Genomic DNA, 18,672 nt, shown 5'->3' on the forward strand with positions numbered 1-18,672 from the left:
TGGCTATTCGGCCGGGCTCGAACGGCGGCTGGGGAGGCCGATGCGGGAGATGGCGGCGGCAAGGCCGGCGCCGGCGGTGGTCAGCACCACATCGGTCCAGGTATCGGTCCAGTCTCCGCTGAGGCGTGTCAGGGCCTCGAAGACTTCCCAGGCCGAGCCGAGGACGAGTCCGAAGAGCACCGTCTCGCCGACCAGCCGCCAGGCGCCCTCGCGCGGGCCCCGCCACTCGCGGAGGGCGACGAAGACCGCGCCGGCCAGGACGCCATTCAGCAGGTGCACCACCTCGTCATAGGGGTTGGCCCCGTAGAACCAGTTGAGGCCGAAGCCGGGGCTGACGAGGAGCGTCGCCAGCACCGGCGCCGCATCGAGGCTGCGGGGCAGGGCGCGCACCGGGGCGGGCAGCACCGCCATGCGCTCGCGCGGCGGCAGGATGACGCCGAGGCAGCCGCCGAGCGCCGCCAAGGTGCCGATGGCGGCGGAGCGGCGGTCGATCCACCAGAACCAGGCGGCGGTGGCGGCCAGGGCGAGCAGGCAGGCCCAGGCGAACCAGGAGTGGCGGTGCCAGTCCTCCCTCGTCAACAACGCCACGCCGCCTGCCTCCTGCTCCGTTCCCGCTTGCAACGGCGGAGGCGTAGGCGCGGTTCAGCCAGCCTCGATCTCCTCGCGCAGGAGTTCTAATTCCAGCCACTCCTCCTCGGCGGCAGCGAGGTCGGCCTCCTTGGCCACGAGGGCGGCGTTGAAGCGGTCGAAGCGGGCGCGGTCTCGGCTGTAGAGGTCGGGGGCGGCGAGCGCGGTGCGGAGGGTGGCGATCTCGCCCTGCAGCACGTCCATCCGCGCAGGCAGCGTCTCGAGCGCGTGCTGCTGCCGGAAGCTCAGCTTGCGGCGCGATGCGGGGGGTGGACCGGCGGGGCTTGCGAGGCGAGGCGGGGGCTTCGCGGCGGGGGCGGCGGCCTTGGCTTCCACGCCGCGGCCGCGCTGGGCGAGCATGTCGGAATAGCCGCCGGCATATTCCTGCCAGCGGCCTTCGCCTTCGGCCACGATCACGCTGGTGCAGACGCGGTCGAGGAAGTCGCGGTCATGGCTGACGACGAGGACCGTGCCGCCGTAATCGGCCAGCAGCTCCTCCAGCAGGTCGAGCGTCTCGAGGTCGAGGTCGTTGGTCGGCTCGTCGAGCACAAGGAGGTTGGAGGGGCGGGCGAAGGCGCGGGCCAGCATCAGCCGCCCCCGCTCCCCGCCCGAGAGCACGCCCACCGCCGTGCGGGCCTGATCGGGGACGAAGAGGAAGTCCTTCATGTAGCCGACGACGTGGCGGGCCGTGCCGCCGACATGGACGATGTCCGACTTGTCGCCGGTCAGCGCCTCGGCGAGGCTGATGGCGGGGTCGAGGCTGTCGCGGCGCTGGTCGAGCGTCACCATCTCGATGCCGGTGCCGAGGCGGACGGTGCCGGAGTTTGGGGCGAGGGTGCCGGTCATCAGGTTGAGCAGCGTGGTCTTGCCGGCGCCGTTCGGGCCGATGATGCCGATGCGGTCGCGGCGCAGCACGCGGGTCGAGAGGTCGCGCACCACGGGTGTGGCCTCGTCATAGGCCTTGCTGACCTGATCGAGCTGGATGACGAGGGTGCCGGAGCCATCGGCCTCGCTGGCGGCCATGCGGACGGTGCCGGTCGCGCGCAGCGCCTCGCGGCGACGCTGGCGGAGGTCGGCCAGCTCGCCGACGCGGCGCATGTTGCGCTTGCGCCGGGCGGTGACGCCGTAGCGCATCCAGTGCTCCTCGCGCACGATCTGGCGGTCGAGCTTGTGGCGGGCGGCCTCCTCCTCCTCCAGCACCTGGTCACGCCAGGCCTCGAAGGCGCCGAAGCCCTGCTCCAGCCGGCGCGTCGTGCCGCGGTCAAGCCAGACCATGGCGCGGGAAAGGGCGGTCAGGAAGCGGCGGTCGTGGCTGATCAGCACCAGGGCGCCTCGGAAGCTGCCCAGCTCCTTCTCCAGCCAGGCGATGACGGGCAGGTCGAGATGGTTGGTCGGCTCGTCGAGCAGCAGGATGTCGGGCGAGGGGGCCAGCGCCCGGGCGAGGGCGCAGCGGCGGGCCTCGCCGCCGGAGAGGCGGGCGGGGACTTCCTCGCCGGTGAGGCCAAGCTCGTTCAGCAGCCAGCGGGCGCGGTAGGGGTCGTCATTCGGCCCGAGGCCGGTTTCGACATAGGCCAGCGCGCTCGGCGCGTCGCCGAAATCCGGCTCCTGCGGCAGGCTGCGGAGGGTGGCGCCGGGCTGCAAGAAGCGGGTGCCGCGCTCCGGCTCCAGCGCGCCGGTGGCGATGCGCAGCAGCGTCGACTTGCCGGAGCCGTTGCGGCCGACGAGGGCCAGCCGCTCGCCCGGCTCGACCGAGAGGGTCGCGCCGGCGAGCAGGGGCGTCGTGCCCATCGCGTAGTGGATGTCCTGGAGCAGCAGAAGGGGCGGTGCCATGGTCGGGCTGTTGGCGCCTCGCCGGCCGCTGCGTCAAGCGCGGATCAGCGGCGGCGGCGCTTGCCGGGCGCCGGTTCGGCCTCGATCACCGGCGGACGGGGGGCGGCGGCCCAGAGCCGGCGGTAGATGTCGAGCGGCAGCAGGACGAAGGCCTCCGCGCCGTTGCGGGTCAGCACCACGGGACCGCGCACGGCCTGGTCAACGAGGCTTGGAAGCTGGTCCTCGACCGGGGTGAGGTCCATGCGCGGCAGGCCCTCGAGCCCTGGCGCAGGGTCGCCCTCGAAGCCGGTCTCGATCGGCAGGTCGCGGTCATCGAGCCATCCGGCCATGGAGTGGAACGGTCCTCGTTGGAAGGGGCGGCAGGATGCACGGGCCGGAGCCTGGGCAGCCAGGGGAATCATCGACCGCCCCGGCTTGCAGACGCGCGGCGCAAGGCTGTCGAAAAATCGTTACATCTCTCGAAGAAGCTAGCTTTCGGTTGAATATTTCACCCGTAGTTGCGCCTCTGTCTTATCAATTTTCCAAGAGACTGTTAAACTGCCCGCGATCGGCGATGGGGATGCGCTGTCGATGGGTGCGTTGCGGGTAGCCATTGGGGCGACGGCCGTTCTCCTCGTGGCCGGGGATGCGCTCGCCCAGGAAGCAGCCTCGCCGCGCATCCCCCTGGAGCCCGCGCTGCGGAACCCGGTGGAGCTGAATGCGCCGGCGCCGCCGGTGCGGCTGGCGCCGAACATCGAGGGCCCGCCGGTTCAGGCGCAAACCGGGCCCGGCGCCGCGGCCGAGGTGCCGATCGGCGCCGTGACCATCAGGGGCGCGGAGGCGCTGACCCCAGCCGAGCTGGCGCCGGCCATCGCCGGACTTGCCAATGCCATCGTCCCGCTGGCGCGGGTGGAGGAGGCGCGGCTGGCGATCCTCCGCGCCTACCGGGATGCGGGCTATCCCTTCGCCACCATCAATGCCGGCCTCAGCCGTCGCGGCACGGTCGCCGACCTGGAATTCGCCGTGACCGAGGGCTTCGTCGCCGAGGTCAAGCTGGAGGGCGATATCGGCCCAGCGGGGACGCAGGTGCTGCGCTTCCTCAACCGCCTCCTCGGGCAGCGGCCGGTGACGGCCGCGGCGATCGAGCGGGCGCTGCTGCTGGCGCAGGACATCCCCGGCGTCACCGTGCGCGGCACGCTCAGGCCGCTGCCGACCGAGGCGGGAGCCTTGCAGCTCATCGCCCAGGTCGAGCGCAAGTGGTACAGCGGCTACCTCAACGTCGACAACCGCGGCTACAGGCTGGTCGGGCCCTGGCAGGGGCTGTTGGTCGGCGGGCTGAACTCCTTCACCGAGTATGGCGAGCGGACGGAGTTCTCGCTTTTCGGCGCGCAGGACAGCACGCAGTGGTTCGCCCAAGGCTCCGTCGAGGCCTTCGTCGGCGGCTCGGGGCTGCGGGTCAGGCTCTATGCCGGCACCGGGCAGACGCGGCCCTCGGGGAGCCTCCGCGCCATCGGCTACTACGGCAAGACGCAGGTGGGCGGCATCTCGGCCAACTACCCTCTGATCCGCAGCCGGCCGGCCAACCTCTACGCCATCACCAGCTTCGACATCTTCGACGGCGTGGTCGAGACCGGCACCAGCGGCCGCAACCGGGCGAGCCGTGATGCCATCCGCAGTTGGCGCGGCGGGCTCGACGGGCAACTGCTGGACCGCTGGATCCGCTTCCTGCCGGCGGCGGCCAATCTCGGCAGCGTCCGCGTGAGCCAAGGCATCACCGCGCTCGGGGCGACGCGGAACGGCTCGCCGCTGTCGGGGCGGAGCGGGGCGGAGGATTTCGGCTTCACCAAGATCAGCGGCGAGGTGCAGCGCACCCAGCCGCTCTGGTCGCCAGGCGAAGGGCAGATGTTCAACATCCAGGCGCTCTTCGCCGGGCAGTGGAGCGGCGACATCCTGCCGCAGGCGGAGAAATTCTATCTCGGCGGCAACCGGCTGGGGCGCGGCTACTACGCCGGGCAGGTGACAGGCGACCGGGCCTGGGGGCTGGCGCTCGAGGCGCAGTACGACCTCGCCTTCGACCTGCCGAACAGCGAGTTCGGGCCGGGGCGGGTCGCGGCGCAGTTCTACGCCTTCCGCGACGTCGGCCGCACCGCCGAGAACCGTCCGAACGATGCGAACCGGCGGCTCTCCTCCTGGGGCGGCGGCGTGCGCACGGTGATCAACGACAGGGTGCAGTTCGACCTCGAAGGCGCCTACCGCGTCGTCAGGCGCCCGGACGGCGCGGCGGCGGATGCGCTGCATGAGACGGTGGTGCTGTTCCGCACGCTGGCGAAGTTCTGAGCCATTGCTGCCCCGGCCGGTGGCCGGGTTTTGGGAGAATGGGCCGATGGCCGCTGCTGCATGGACCTGCCCCGTGATGCTGCGGGCCTGGCTGCTCGGGACGACGGCGCTGCTGCCGGCGGCGACGGCTGCGCCGGCGCAAGGCGTCGCGCCCAATGCCTTGCCAACAGGCGGGCAGGTCGTGGCGGGGCAGGCGGCGATCTCGCAATCCGGCACGGCCATGCAGGTGCGCCAGGGCAGCGACCGGGCGGCGGTCAACTGGCAAAGCTTCAACATCGGCGCCAATGCCAGCGTCAACTTCCAGCAGCCGGGCGCCACCTCCTGGACGCTGAACCGCGTCACCGGCCCCGACCCTTCGGTGATCGCCGGGCGGATGACGGCCAATGGCGGCGTCGCCATCGTCAACCAATCGGGCATGGTCTTCGCGCGGGGCGCGCAGGTGAATGTCGGCAGCCTGATCGCCAGCGCCGCCAATGTCACCAACGAGAATTTCATGGCCGGGCGCATGGTCTTCGACGGCGCTCCGCGGTCGGGCGCCAAGGTCGAGAACCATGGCAGCATCACCGTTGCCGACCGGGGCCTCGCCGCACTGGTCGGGCCGCGGGTCGGCAATACGGGGACGATCCGCGCGCGGCTCGGACGCGTGGCGCTGGCCGGGGCGGAGACCTACAGCCTCGACCTCGCGGGCGACGGGATGCTGTCGATCGACGTGACGCAGGCGGTGCGGGCGGCGGAGGGCGGGGCGACGGCGCTCGTCACCAACAGCGGCGTCATCGAGGCGCAGGGTGGTGCGGTGCTGATCACCGCCCATGCGGCCTCCGGCCTGGTCGAGGATCTGGTACGCAACACCGGCCGGATCAGCGCTGATACCACGGCCGGGCGGGTGGGGCAGGTGGCGCTGCGGGCCGAGGGCGGCGGCGTCAGGGTCGAGGGGCAGGTCACGGCGCGGGGCGGGGCCGGGGAGCGGGGTGGGCGGGTCGAGCTGCGCGGCAGCGGCTCCACCACGGTCGGCGCCACGGCGCGGGTCAGCGCCTCGGGCGGCGCGGGCGGCGGCACGGTGCTGGTCGGCACCAGCGGCGTCGGGCGCAGCCAGGCGATGAGCGCGCGCACCACCGTCGAGGCCGGGGCGAGGCTGCGTGCCAATGCCCGGCAACAGGGCCAGGGCGGCACCATCGCCGTCAACTCCACCCGCGAGACCGTGGCGCGCGGCAGCTACTCCGCCCGGGGCGGCGCGCAGGGCGGCAATGGCGGGCTGGTCGAGCTGTCGGGACAGAGGGCGCTCACCATCGCGGCGCAGGTGGATGCGGCGGCGCCGAAGGGGCGGCGCGGTACGCTGCTGCTCGACCCGACCAGCATCCAGGTCGTCGCCGATGCCGATGCGCCGGCCGAGCCCGGAGCGCCGGTCAACAGCGTCGTGGCGACCACCGCGCCCGATGGCACGATCAAGGTCCGCGCTTCCGACCTCGACAATGCCGCGGCGACAGTGACGTTGCAGGCAAGCCAGGACATCACCATCAGCACGGCGGTCAATCTCGCCGGGAACACGCTCAACCTCTGGGCCGGCGGCAATATCGCGCAGGCCGACGACGCCATCATCACGGCCGCCACGCTCGTCATCCGCGGCGCCGATGGGTCGGGCGCCGCAGGAAGCGCCGTCCTGCGAGCTAACAACCATGTCGGTACGCTGGACGCGAAGGTCAGCGGTGCGCTGAATTTCAACAATGGCGCCAACGCCCTGGCCATCCAGGAGGCGACGGGCGGTACGGTGACGCTGGCGACGGGCGGCGACCTGGCGCTGCAAGGCACGGTGAGTGGCGCGACGGCCGCCCTGAACGTCGGCGGTGCAATCATCCAGGCGGCCGGGACGGTGACGGCGACGACGCTGACGGTGCGCGGTGCGACGGACGGGACGAGCAGCGCGGCGAGCGTATCACTCGGGCAAGCGAATGCGGTCGGTACGCTGGACGCGCGGGTGGCGGATGGGCTGCTGTTCCGCAATGGCAGCGACAACCTCGTGGTGGCGCAGGCGGTGGGCAACAGCGTGACGCTGACGACAGGCGCTGCGCTGACGCTGCAAGGCGCAGTTGGCCAGGCGGGTGCTGCGGTGACGCTCAATGTCGGCGGCGCGATCACGCAGACGGGCGGCGCGGTCACGGCCACGGCGCTCACGGTGCAGGACGCCACCGGACTGGCCGGAACGGCAGCGGCGAGCATCGCCCTCGAACAGTCGAATGCGATCGCAACGCTGGATGCAAGGGCCACGGGTAGGCTGAGCGTCACCAACGGCAGCACGGACCTCGCGGTGGCGCAGGCGGTTGGCGGCGGGGTCGCGCTGGCGACGGGCGGCAACTTGGCATTGCAAGGTGCGGTGAGCGGGACGGCGGTTGCGCTGAGCGTTGGCGGGACGATCACGCAGGCGGCCGGGACGGTGACGGCGGCGACGCTGACGGTGCGCGGCGCGGCGGGCGGGACGAGCCGTGCGGCGAGCGCCGCGCTCGTGCAGGCGAATGCGGTCGGCACGCTGGATGCGCGGGTGGTGAACGGGTTGCTGTTCAACAACGGCGGCAACAGCTTGGCCGTGGCGCAGGCGGTTGGGAGCGGTGTCACGCTGACGACGGGCGGGGCGCTGGCGCTGCAGGGCGCGGTTGGCCAGGCCGGGGGGATGGTCGCACTCCATGCCGATGGCACCATCACCCAGACGGCAGATGGCATCGTGACGGCAGGGGTATTGATCCTGCGTGGCGGCGACGGGATTGGCGCCGCGGGCACTGTCACCCTCGACCAGGGCAATGGCGTCGGCGTGCTCGATGCGTTGTCCGTCAGCAACATCGTCGTAAGGACTGCCGGTGCGGCGCTCATCATCGACCAGGCGCGGGTGACCGGCAGCGGCGGGACCGTGCAGGTGGCCAGCGATGGCGACATGACCCTGGAAGGGGCTGTCGGCGGCTTGGGGGCCGCGCTGCGCATCGTCGCCATGAATGGCGGCATCCGGCAAGCGGACGGCGCGGTGACGGCGGCGAGCCTGGTGGCGACGGCGGGTGCGGGGGCGATCTCCATCCATGGCGCGGACAACCGTATCGCCGGGGTGACGGCGAGCGCAGGCGGTGTCGGCCATGGCGTGGCCATCCGCTCGGATACGGCGATGAACATCCTCGCCGGCGGAATCATGGCAGGCAAGGGCTCGACCATCGCGCTGACGGGGCCGGCGCTCATCATCGCCAACGGGCTCGGCTTCGCGGGGGCGGATGGGGCGAACCGGATTTCCCTCACCACGAATGCGCTCAATGCGACCGCAGCCATCGATGCCGGTGCCATGGGCCAGGTACGCATCGCCTCGATCACCGGCGGGATCGATATCGGCGGCGCGGGTGCCGGCGCTTTGCCGCTGAGCGCGGCGACGCTGGGCCAGGTGGTGGCGGACCGGCTGATCCTCGTCGCCAATGGTGACCTGCGCCTCGGCACGAATCTCGCCCTGGCACCGACGCTGGAGCTGACCGCGGCTGGCGGGATCGCGCAGGATGCGGCGACGGTGCTCTCCGTCGCCAGGCTGAGCGCCACCGCAAACGGCGGCGCCATCAGCCTGACCGGCGCGAATGCCATCGGCACGATCACCGGCAGCGCGGCCGACCCTGCGGTCGGGCTGAGCGCTGCGGACGGTATCGCCCTCACCAATGCGGCCCTGCTTACCAACGAGGCGAGCATCCTGGCCGGCAGCGGGAAGACGATCACCCTGCGCGCGGACGATCTCGCAGTGAATGCGGTGATCGGCGCCCGGTCTGGCAGCCTGGCGGCGTTGAGCCTGCTGCCACGGACAGCCCGGCCGGTGACGCTCGGTGCGAGTGATGGCGCGGCCTTCGCGCTGGACAGCGCCGAGATCGGGCGGCTGCAGCCTGGCCCGGCGGGGACGCTGCGCATCGGCTTCGAGGGCGGTGCGACGACGGCGACGCTGATGGTCATCGCGGGCGATGTGACGCCAGGCAGCGCCGGGGTGCTCGACCTGCACGCGCAGCGCGTGTCGCAAGCCGGCGGCGTGGTCACGGTGGCTGCGGTGACCGGCCGGGCGGCCGATGGCTTCGCGCTCGACCGGGTGGACGGCACCGGCGCGGCGGTCAACCAGATCGATGCGGTCGGCCCCGCCGGCATCCGGGTCAGCAACGGCAGCATCGCCCTGCTCAGCGCGCGCACGCTGACCTTGCGCGGCGATGTGGTGGCGGCCGGGGCGGCCGGCACCGCGAATGTGGGGCTGCGCGGCCTCGGCCTCGACATCGGCGCGCCGGGGGCTCCGGTGGTGGTGCAGGCCGCCAACGGCGGCGTGAGGCTGGAGGGCGGCGTCCCGGGCGTCTCCGTTCTTGCTCAATCGGTGGTGCAGGCCGGGGATACCAGCGGGCTGCATGGCGACATCCTCGTCAGCGGCGGCTCCGTGACGGTGGCCGGCAGCCTCGACACGCTGACCCTGGCGGGCGGCCGCGACATCTCGGTGGCCTCGACCGGCTCGGTGGTGGTCGGGGGCGAGACCATTGCGGCGCGGCGTGACCTCGTGCTCGACGCCGGCGGCGGCTATCAGGTGCGGAGTGCCCTGTCCGCCGGGCGGGACGCGCTGCTCTCGGCCGGCAGCACCGCCGGGATCGACGCCGCGGGCAGCGTGGCGGCGGGGCGGGACGCCGTCCTCACCGGCAGCGGCAGCAGCGTGCTGGCTGGCAACCTGACCGCCGGGCGCAGCGCCCGGGTGACGGCGAGCGGCGGCACCATCAGCGTCGGGGCCGGCGTTGCCATCAGCGCCGGGACAAATGCGGCGGCGGATGCCACGGCCGAGCTGCGGCTGCGGGGCGGGCTCACGGTCGGCATCGCCGGCAGCCTCATCGGCAACGGGCGGCCGGTCTTCGTCACCTCGACCGGCTCGCGCATCGACAATGCCGGGACGATCGACAGCCGCGGCGGCGGCGTGAACGGCGCGATCACGCTCACGGCGGCCACCGAGATTCTCAACGGCGCGGGCGGCGTCATCCGCGGCGGCGCTGTGACGCTCGGCACGCGGAGCCGCATCCTGCAGGCCGGCCTCATCGACGGGTCGGATGTGGCGGCGGCGGTCGGCACGGCCGGGGCGTCGGGCGTCACCGGCTTCGTCGCGGCGGGCGGCAGCATCACCGCCGGGAGCACGCTGACGGTGACGGCGCTGGCCGGCGACATCACCGCGACCGGCGCGACGCTGCATGCGGATGGCGCGATCGTGGTCAAAGCCGAGGCGGGCAGGATCGCCCTCTCCGGCGGCACGGTCAGCGGCGGCGCGGGCGTGTTGCTCCAGGCCAGCGGCGACATCGCCCAGGATGGCGGGCTGGTCTCGGCCGGTACGGCGCTGCAGCTCGAGGCGGGCGGCGCCATCACACAGGGCGCGGGCGGGCGGATCGTCACCCCGGTGCTGAGCGGCACGGCGGGCGGCAGCGTCACCCTGCTGAATGGCATCTCCCTGCCGAACGCGCTGGCGGCGCGGGCCGCCGGCAACGAGGTCGGGCGCATCGACGGCTTCACCGCGGGCGGGGATTTCGCCCTGGCCAGCGCAGCGCCCTTGCTGCGGACCAGCCAGGCGGTCAGCGCCGGCGCGGGGCGCGAACTCCGCCTCTTCGCCGATGACTTCGCCCTCGGCGCCGGGTTGGCGGCACCAGGCGGCGCGATCAGCCTTTCGCCCTATCGCCGCGACGGCAGCGTGGCGCTGGTGCTCGGCGGGGCGAGCGGTGCGAGCGCGACGGCTGCGGTGACGCTCGACAGCGCGGAGCTCGACCTGCTGCCGGCCGGCGCCGCGGCGCGGCTGCGGCTCGGGCGGGTCGATACGCAGAATGGCGGCAGCGATTTCGGCCAGGTCACCATCGCCGGGCGGGTCGACCTCGCCGATCCCGCGACGGGGCTGAATGCCAAGGTCGGGCGGCTCGAGCTTCACGGCCGGGGCGGCATCGCCCAGCAGGCGGGGACGCGGCTGGTGGTGCCGGGCCTGGCGGCGACGGCGGTGGGCGACATCCTGCTCGACCCGGGCGATGGCGCGAACCGGATCGAGCACCTGGCCGGCATCGTGAGCGAGGCCGGTCAATTCAGGCTGCGCGACGGTCTCGCCGGCGGGGCGGTGAGCCTCCTTGCCGGCAGCGCGGTTGCAGGCGATGCGGGGGCGGGGCCGGACGCCATCCTGGTCGGCCGGTCGGTGCCGGCGGGTGGCAGGACGATCACGCTGCAGGCGGACGACCTCGCCATCCAGGCGCCGGTCCGCGCGCCGGGCGGCATCATCGAGATCGCGCCGCACACGGCGATGCGCGAGGTCGCGCTCGGTGGCGCCGTCATCCCCGGCGGCGCGACCACGCTCCACCTCGCCACGGATGAGCTGGCGCGGCTCGGCGGTGGCGCGGGCCCAGACGGGCTGGCGGCGCAGGTGCTCCGCATCGGGCGCCTCGCCGCCCAGCCGGCGGCGGGCACCGGGCTGATCAGCGTCCAGGGCGACTTCAGCCTGCGCGGCGCGACGGCGCAGGTGCAGGCGCTCGAGCTTTTCTCGGCCGGGGCGATCCAGGGCAGCGGCGGCGCGATCATCGTGCCGGCGCTGCGGGCGACGGCGGCGGGCGCCATCGCCCTCGACAATGCCGGCAACAGCTTCCTGGTGAATGCGGTGAGCGGCGCCGATGTCGCCATCGCCCAGGCGGGCGACCTGCGGCTGGCGAATGCCGTGGCCGCGGTCGGCGGGGTCGATGCGCCGGGCGGGGTGGCGGCGGGGACACTCGCGCTGATCGCCGGCGGCACCATCGGCCAGGATGGCGGGGCGGTGATCCAGGCCGGGACCTTGCGGCTGCGGGCGGGCGGGACGGTGACGCTCGGCGAGCGGAACCGGCTCGACGCCCTCGTCGCGGCGACGATCGGCGGGACGGGCGCCAGCCTGATCCGCGGCTTCGGCTACACCGTCATCGGGCCGGTGACGGCGACGGGCTCGCTCAGGCTGGTGGCCACGGATTTCGGCAACCTCACCGTGACGGGCAGCATCCATGCCGATGGCAACCTCTCGCTGGCGACGGAGCGGGGCGAGGCCTCCGCCTTCGGCGCGCCGCCCTATGGGCGGGTCATGGTGAGCAGCGGCCTCAGCGCGGGCGCGGCGCTCAGCCTGGCGACCGATCTCGGGGCGATCGTGCTGGCCGGCGCCACGCTGCAATCGGGCAGGGCGATGACGCTGGCGACAGGGGCGTTCAACCGGGCGGGGCTCGCGGATATCGCGATCAGCGGCTCGAGCCTCACCGCGGGCGGGGCGCTCGGCATCACGGCGGGGCTGTTCGCCGCCGCGGGGCAGGACAGCCCACTCGTCATCACGGGCAGCACGCTCGGTGCCGGTGGCGCCCTCGCCCTGGCCTCTGGCGGGGCCTTCACCATCGGCAACAGCGGCCTGACCGCGAACGGCAGCCAGTCCTGGCATGCGGGCGCCGGTGCACTGTCGGCAACCACTGCGACGGTGACGGCCGGGACCACCCTCGCCTTGCAGGCCGACGGGGATATCCGCATCACCGGCTCCAGCCTCACCGCGGGCACAAGCCTCGGCATCGTCGCCGCCAGGAGCGTCGAGGCGACCGGCACCGGCCTTGCCGCGCAGAACGGGGCGCTCGGCATCGCGGCGAATGGCGGCGGCATCGCGCTCGACACCAACGATGTCACGGCGGGCGGGGCCATGACGCTGAGCGCCGCCGGCGCGATCGGCCAGCGGCGCGGCAGGCTGGCCGGGGGCAGCCTTGCGGTGCGGGCGGGGCAGGGGATCGGCGTGACGGCCGGTGACGGCCCCTCGCCGCTGCTGCGGGCGCTGGCGGGCGCGCTGACGTTGACGGCCGCGACCGGGGACATCGGCCTGACCGGCGCGACCCTGACCGCGGCGACCGGTCTCGGGTTGGCTGCGGCGGGTGGGATCGGCATCACCGGATCGGCAATCACGGCCACGGCTGGGGCGCTCGACCTGCAGGCGGGCGGCGCGGTGGGCATCGGCGGCTCCACGCTGGCCGCAGGGCTGGGCGGGAGCCTGGCCGCTTCCCTCGATATCGGCGTCATCGGCACTACCCTCACGGCGCAGGGCGGTGGGCTCGCCGTCAGGGCGACGACGCGAAGCATCGCGCTCGACACCAGCGATGCCTCGGCGAGCGGCGCACTAACGCTCACCGCCGCGGGCACCGTCAGCCAGCGGAGCGGCAGCCTGCTCGGCGGCAGCCTCGCGGTAGAGGCGGGGCAGGGGATCGGTGTGACTGCCGCTGGCGGAGCCTCGCCGATGCTGCGGACGGTGGCAGGCGCGCTCACCCTGGTGACCACGGCCGGGGATGTCGGCCTGACCGGCGCGACGCTGGCCTCCGCCACCGATCTTGGCCTGACGGCAACGGCGGGCGGCATCGGCATCGCCGGCTCCGGCCTGACGGCTGCGGCCGGCATGGTCCTCGATGCGCGGGGGGCCATCGGCGTGACGGCATCGGGCCTTGCGGCGCGGGGCGGGGCGCTCGGCATCGGCTCGGGGCAAGGCAGCCTGGGTTTCGAGGCCAGCGCCCTCGCGGCGGGCGGTGCGGTGAGCCTGACCGCGCTGCGGGGCGGCATCGGCCAGGTGAACGGCAGCATCACCGGCGCCAGCATGACGCTGCGGGCCGGACTCGGCATCGGCGTGAGCGCGAGCGGCGGCCAGATGCCGGGCCTGACCTCGACTGCCGGCGGCATCGACCTGGCGAGCGATGGCGGCGGCATAGCCCTCGCGGACGCGGCGCTCACGGCTGCCCAAGGGATCGGGCTGACGGCGGCTGGGGCCGTCACCATCGCCAATGCCGCCTTGCAGGCGAATGGCGGAACGCTGACGGCCAGAGCGGGCGGGACGCTGGGCGTCGCCGGCTCCACCTTGCGCGCCGCGGGCGATGTCGGCGTCACGGCGCAGGGCGATGTCGTCCTCGCCGGCGCGGCGCTCGATGCCGTGGGTGGCCGGCTCGCAGCCCGCTCCTTGGGCGGCAGCCTCACGCTGGATGCCAGCATCCTTCAGGCCCGGCGGGACCTCACCCTGGCCGCGGCGAATGGCAGCGTCACGCAGCGGCAGGGCAAGCTTTCCACCGCCCCTGGCTTCGGCGGCGGGATCGCGATCCTGGCGGGCCGCGGCATCCTGGTGGCGGCCGATGGCGGGGCGTCGCCCGGCCTGCTCGCCGGCGGGGGCCCGCTCAGCCTGTCCACCGGCACGGGCAACATCACCCTGGCCGGTGTGGCCCTTGCCACCCAGGGCGGCAGCCTCGCCCTGACCGCGAATGCGGGGGATCTCGCCCTCGATGCCAGCACGCTCTCGGCCAGCGGGGGGCTCACGGGCACGGCGGGTGGCGGCATCGCGCTTTCCTCGACGAGCCTCGTCGCGGCGGGGGCTCTGGGCCTCACCGCCGGCGGCGCCTTGCAGACGATCGGGATGGCGGCGACGGCGGGCGGGAGCATGAGCCTCACCGCGGGCGGGGCGATGGGCATCTTCGGATCCAGCCTCGCCGCGGGCGGCGGCATCGGCCTGACGGCCGGGGGCGATGCCGGCCTCACCAACGCGGCCCTGTCGGCCACGGGTGGGGTGAGCCTCGCCAGCGGCGGAAGGTTCACCGCTACGGCCTCGCAAATCGCGTCCGGGGTGGGGATCGCGCTCTCCAGCCTGCTCGATGCCAGCCTCACCGACAGCACGCTCACCGCGGGCGGCAGCCTCTCCCTGGCCTCCGGCGCGGGCGGGGTGACCGTGACGCGGGGCAGCATCACCGGGGCCGGCGATGCCGCCCTAAGCGGAGCGGGCGACCTGCTCGTCACCGATGGCGGCAGCGCCACTCAGCCGGCCCTCCGCAGCACGGGCGGGGCGCTCTCGCTCCGCTCGGATCATGGCGGGGTGGTGCTGCGCAACGCCGCGGCCAGTGGAGCGACCGGCCTTGGCCTTGCCGCCGGAGGCGCCATCTCGCTGACGGACACCATGCTGACCACGCCGGGGCGGCTGGCGGCGGCGGCCGGCAGCGGCAGCCTCTCCGTGCTGCGGAGCGGCCTCGCCTCGACCGCGGGCGACGTCGTGCTGACGACAGGCGGGGCCGGCACCATCGGCGCGAGCACGCTCCGTGCCGGCCAGCAGGTGCGGGTGGTGACCGGCGGCGGGATGGCGCTGGCGAACCTCACCCTCAGCGCCGACACCGGCAATTTCGAGGCCGGGCGTCCGAACCCGGCCGCCTACGGCAGCACCAGCGGCGCAGGCAGCATGACGGCGGATGGGGTCACCGCGGCCATCGGCTCGGCCCTGCTCTTCGCCGCGCCTGGCGGCATCATCAGTCGCGGCCCGATGCTGGTGACGCCGCGCGGCACGCCGCTGCCGGCGGTGCTGTTCGACACGCGGCTCGCGCCGGACCGCAACCCGCTCGCCATCGTCCGGCCGGATATCGCCGGCACGCCGGCGAACCAGCAGCCGACCCAGGTGCGCAGCGCGCCGGGCTCGCAAGGGCCGGGCGTCTTCGGCCTGCCGGACCAGGCGACGGCGGCGGGGCCGGTGGCGCTCAACCTCATTGCCGGGCAGTCCCCCGTCTTCCTGCTGGTCGATGGCGGCAGCGTCTCCGGCACCGTCACCGCGGGGCGGCTCGCCGTGCATGGCGCGGGGGGCGGGGCGACGCTGTTCGGCGCGCTCGGCGGCTCGGTCGGGGCGGAAGCGGCACGCTTCGCCGACATCACCCGGCCGATCGAGGCCACCTCGCTGCAGAAGTACCGCATCAACAGCTGCGTCATCGGCTCGATCAACTGCGTGGTGCCGCCCTCCATCCAGATCCTGCCGCCGCGGCCGACGGACCAGGCGCGGTTCACCATCGAGAACAACCGCATCAACCTCTCCGATGTCCTGATCCCGAATGTCGGCGAGGAGGACGACCAGTGAGCCGGAGCCGCACCATGCCCCGCCTTCCGCTGCTGCTGATGCTGGCGCTCCTCGGCTGCGCCCGGCCGCCGGACAGCGCCTATGTCAACGCGATGCCCGGCAGCGGGCCGGTCGACCCTGCCGGCAAGGACGCGCGCGGCGAGGACTGCACTGCCCAGGGCGGCGCGGCGCTGCCGGCCGACCTGCCGGTGATCCGCAGCCGCGAGGTCTATTGCGGCGGCTGGACGCAGCCGGCGGCGCGCGTGGTGCAGCTGCGCGGCCCGGGCGATGCGGCTCGGCTCGATGCGCTGGCATCGGGCGGGCTGTGGCGCACCTGGCTCGACCAGCGCGTGACGTGCGCCGCGCCGCAGGCGACGACGCTGGCGGGCGGCGTGCCGGCACGGCTGCTGGCCTGCACCCGGAAGAACGGCGGCTGGCCGCATGTCGCGCTGGTCGCCGCCGGGCCGGATGGGCCGGTGCTGGCCGATGGCGTGGCGACCGCGGCGCCGGTGATGGAAGGGCTGGCGACCGGCCGGGTCTCGGCCGGCACGGCGGGGCAGGCGCGTTCCGCCGCGCTCGAGATCGCCGTGCGGCGGCTCTCCGCCGAGGCCTTCAGCGCCAATGACGTCGGCCGCTACGAGGAGCTGATGAATCTGGGGCGGGAGCTGAACCAGGCGGAGAATTTCGCCTCCGCCGAGGATGCCTACCGCGCAGCGCTCGCCTTGCAGGAGCGCGTGCTCGGCCGCAACAGCCCGGATACGGTGACGGCCCTGATGCATCTGGCGCTCAACCTGTCGAACCAGGGGCGGGGGCAGGAGGCGGCGGCGCTCTTCACCCGGGCCGTGCCGCTCGCCGAGCGTGCCGGCGATCCGGTGGCGCGTGCCCGGCTGGCGCATTACCAGGCGCTGTCGCTGTTCCAGGACGGCCAGGACGCGGCCGGCCTCGCCCGGCTGCGGGAGGCGGAGGCGCTCTACGCGGCGCTGGTGCCGCCGAGCCTGTTGCAGGGCAACGAGGGCAGCGGGCTGGTGAGCGACCCGGCGGCCGTCTCCGCCATGCTTGGCCTCTCCGAGGTGCGGCGCAACCTCGCCCGGGCCGTCGCCCGCGGCGACGACAAGGCCGAGGCGCCGTCGCTGATCGCGCAGAGCCGGCGGCTGCTGCGGCAGACCGGCCTCGAGACCGGGTTGCTGGTGGCGCGCTCGCTGCGGACGGAGGCGGGCACCTCCATCTCGCTCGGGCGCGGCGATGCGGCGACGCGGCAGCTGGAGGCGGCGGCGCAGCGTTTCTCCATCGCCGCCCCGGGCGAGCGGCCGGAGGCGGTGACGCTCTTCCTCAACGGCGCGCGGCGTGCGGCGGTCGGGCGGCGGGAGGAGGCGCTGACCGCCTTCCGAGCCGGTGCCGCCATCCTCCGCGCCCGGCAGATCGCACTGCCGATCAACCTCGTCCTGCCCTATCTCGACACGCTCGATGCCGAGGCCACGGCCCGGCCGGCCGAGGCCCCTGCGCTGCGCAAAGAGGCCTTCGCCGCGGCGCAGCTGGCCCAGCGCAGCAACACGGTGCGCTTCGTCCAGCAGGCGAGCGCGCGGATCGGCGCGGCGGCGGGCGATGCACGCGTCGCCGAGGCCGTCCGCAAGCTGCAGGATGCCGACCAGGCGCTGCGCGCGCTCTTCGCCGAGCGCGATACCGGCGCGGCGGGGCTGGATGCCCGCATCGCAGCAGCGCAGCAGGCGCGCGCCGAGGCGGAAAGCACCGTCGCCGCGGCAGCGCCGGGCTACCGGCAGCTGCTGCTGAGCTCGGTCGATGCCGATGCGGTCGCCGCCTCGCTCGGGCCGAAGGAGGCGCTGGTCACCATGCTGCTCGGCCGCAGCCATGGCTGGGTGCTGATGGTGCGGGGCGGCGAGGTGCGGACGGCGCGCTCCAGCCTCACCGAGGCGGAGGCCGGGCGGCTGGTGAATGCGCTGCGGGCCGGCACGGTGGATGCGGGCGGGCGGCCTGGGCGCTTCGACCCGGCACCGGCGCAGGCGCTCCATGCCGGGCTGCTGGCGCCGCTGGCCGGGGCACTGGAGGGGGCGGAGACGCTGATCGTCGTGCCCGACGGGCCGCTGCTCGGCATCCCGTTCGGCATGCTGCTGACCGGGCCGGCCGACCCCGCGGCGCTCGGCGCGGCGCCCTGGCTGGTCCGCCGCCATGCGATCGTGCATGTACCCTCGCCGCAGACTCTGGTGACGCTGCGCGGGGCGGGGCTCGGCTCGGCGGCGCCGATGCCTTATGCCGGCTTCGGCGACTTCGTGCCGCCGACGCCGGCGCAGCTCACCCGCAGCTTTCCCGTCGACCGCTGTGCCGCCGATGCGCGGCTGGCCGCCGGGCTGGTGCGGCTTCCGGGCACGCGCGTCGAGGTGGAGGAGGCGGAGCGGCTGACCGGGGCGCGGCCGCAGGACGTCCGGCTCGGCGCGGAGTTCACAGCCGCCTCGCTGCGGTCGGCCGATCTCGGCCAGCGGCGGATCATCCACCTGGCGACCCATGCGCTGCTGCCGGGCGAGCTCTCCTGCCTGCAGGAACCCTCGATCGTCGTCTCTGCCAAGGCGGGGGCGGCGGATGCGGATTCGGCCTTCGTCAAGGCGAGCGACCTGCTCGGGCTGAAGCTCGATGCCGACCTCGTCATCCTCTCGGCCTGCAACACCGGCGGGCCGGGCGGGGCGGGGGGCGGCGAGGCGCTGTCGGGCCTGGCGCGGGCCTTATTCTATGCCGGGGCGCGCGGGCTGATGGTGACGCACTGGGCGGTGGACGATGCCGCGGCGGCGCTGACCGTCGCCGACTCGCTCCGTCGCCAGCAGGCGGGCGCCTCCTCGGCCGCGGCGTTGCGCGGCGCGCAGCTGCTGCTTCTCGACGAGGCGGGGCGGCGGCTGCCGGAGGCCTTCGGCCATCCCTTCTTTTGGGCGCCCTTCGCGCTGATCGGCGACGGGCGGCGTGCCGCGCCGGTGCAATCGGCGGCAGCGGAATCCACGCCCAGGCTGTAAGGTGACGGT

General features: G+C 74.0%; 6 protein-coding genes. 3 read left to right on the top strand and 3 right to left on the bottom strand.

Features of this window, described 5'->3' with window-relative positions:
* Positions 1–3 precede the first annotated feature (3 nt).
* From JMJ56_RS03975 to JMJ56_RS03985, 3 genes are read right to left on the bottom strand one after another with little or no spacing between them, the layout of a single operon-like run.
* Complete coding sequence (locus JMJ56_RS03975; protein WP_202830283.1) at positions 4–588, bottom strand: hypothetical protein; 585 nt, start codon at positions 586–588, stop codon at positions 4–6.
* A 54-nt stretch (positions 589–642) separates the two neighbouring features.
* Positions 643–2,457, bottom strand: a complete 1,815-nt coding sequence (locus JMJ56_RS03980; protein ID WP_202830284.1) for an ABC-F family ATP-binding cassette domain-containing protein — start codon at positions 2,455–2,457, stop codon at positions 643–645.
* Between the two features lie 44 nt (positions 2,458–2,501).
* Positions 2,502–2,786, bottom strand: coding sequence for a type II toxin-antitoxin system prevent-host-death family antitoxin (locus tag JMJ56_RS03985; RefSeq protein WP_202830285.1), 285 nt, complete (start codon positions 2,784–2,786; stop codon positions 2,502–2,504).
* 241 nt (positions 2,787–3,027) lie between these two features.
* On the opposite strand from JMJ56_RS03985, the gene JMJ56_RS03990 reads away from it, so the two are divergent.
* From JMJ56_RS03990 to JMJ56_RS04000, 3 genes are read left to right on the top strand one after another with little or no spacing between them, the layout of a single operon-like run.
* On the top strand, positions 3,028–4,773 hold the full coding sequence (locus tag JMJ56_RS03990; RefSeq protein ID WP_202830286.1) for a ShlB/FhaC/HecB family hemolysin secretion/activation protein: 1,746 nt from the start codon (positions 3,028–3,030) through the stop codon (positions 4,771–4,773).
* A gap of 46 nt (positions 4,774–4,819) precedes the next feature.
* Positions 4,820–15,670 carry a two-partner secretion domain-containing protein gene (locus JMJ56_RS03995; RefSeq protein ID WP_202830287.1) on the top strand — a complete coding sequence of 3,617 codons (10,851 nt, stop codon included), beginning with the start codon at positions 4,820–4,822 and terminating at the stop codon, positions 15,668–15,670.
* A 14-nt stretch (positions 15,671–15,684) separates the two neighbouring features.
* Positions 15,685–18,663, top strand: coding sequence for a CHAT domain-containing tetratricopeptide repeat protein (locus tag JMJ56_RS04000; protein WP_202830288.1), 2,979 nt, complete (start codon positions 15,685–15,687; stop codon positions 18,661–18,663).
* Positions 18,664–18,672: the final 9 nt, after the last annotated feature.

This window comes from Belnapia arida, assembly GCF_016773205.1.
GTDB lineage: Bacteria > Pseudomonadota > Alphaproteobacteria > Acetobacterales > Acetobacteraceae > Belnapia > Belnapia arida.

Excerpts from the sequence above, each read along its gene's own strand:
- JMJ56_RS03980 (WP_202830284.1), bottom strand. The coding sequence starts at position 2,457 with ATGGCACCGCCCCTTCTGCTGCTCCAGGACATCCACTACGCGATGGGC.
- JMJ56_RS03995 (WP_202830287.1), top strand. The coding sequence starts at position 4,820 with ATGGCCGCTGCTGCATGGACCTGCCCCGTGATGCTGCGGGCCTGGCTG.
- JMJ56_RS03990 (WP_202830286.1), top strand. The coding sequence starts at position 3,028 with ATGGGTGCGTTGCGGGTAGCCATTGGGGCGACGGCCGTTCTCCTCGTG.
- JMJ56_RS04000 (WP_202830288.1), top strand. The coding sequence starts at position 15,685 with ATGCCCCGCCTTCCGCTGCTGCTGATGCTGGCGCTCCTCGGCTGCGCC.
- JMJ56_RS03985 (WP_202830285.1), bottom strand. The coding sequence starts at position 2,786 with ATGGCCGGATGGCTCGATGACCGCGACCTGCCGATCGAGACCGGCTTC.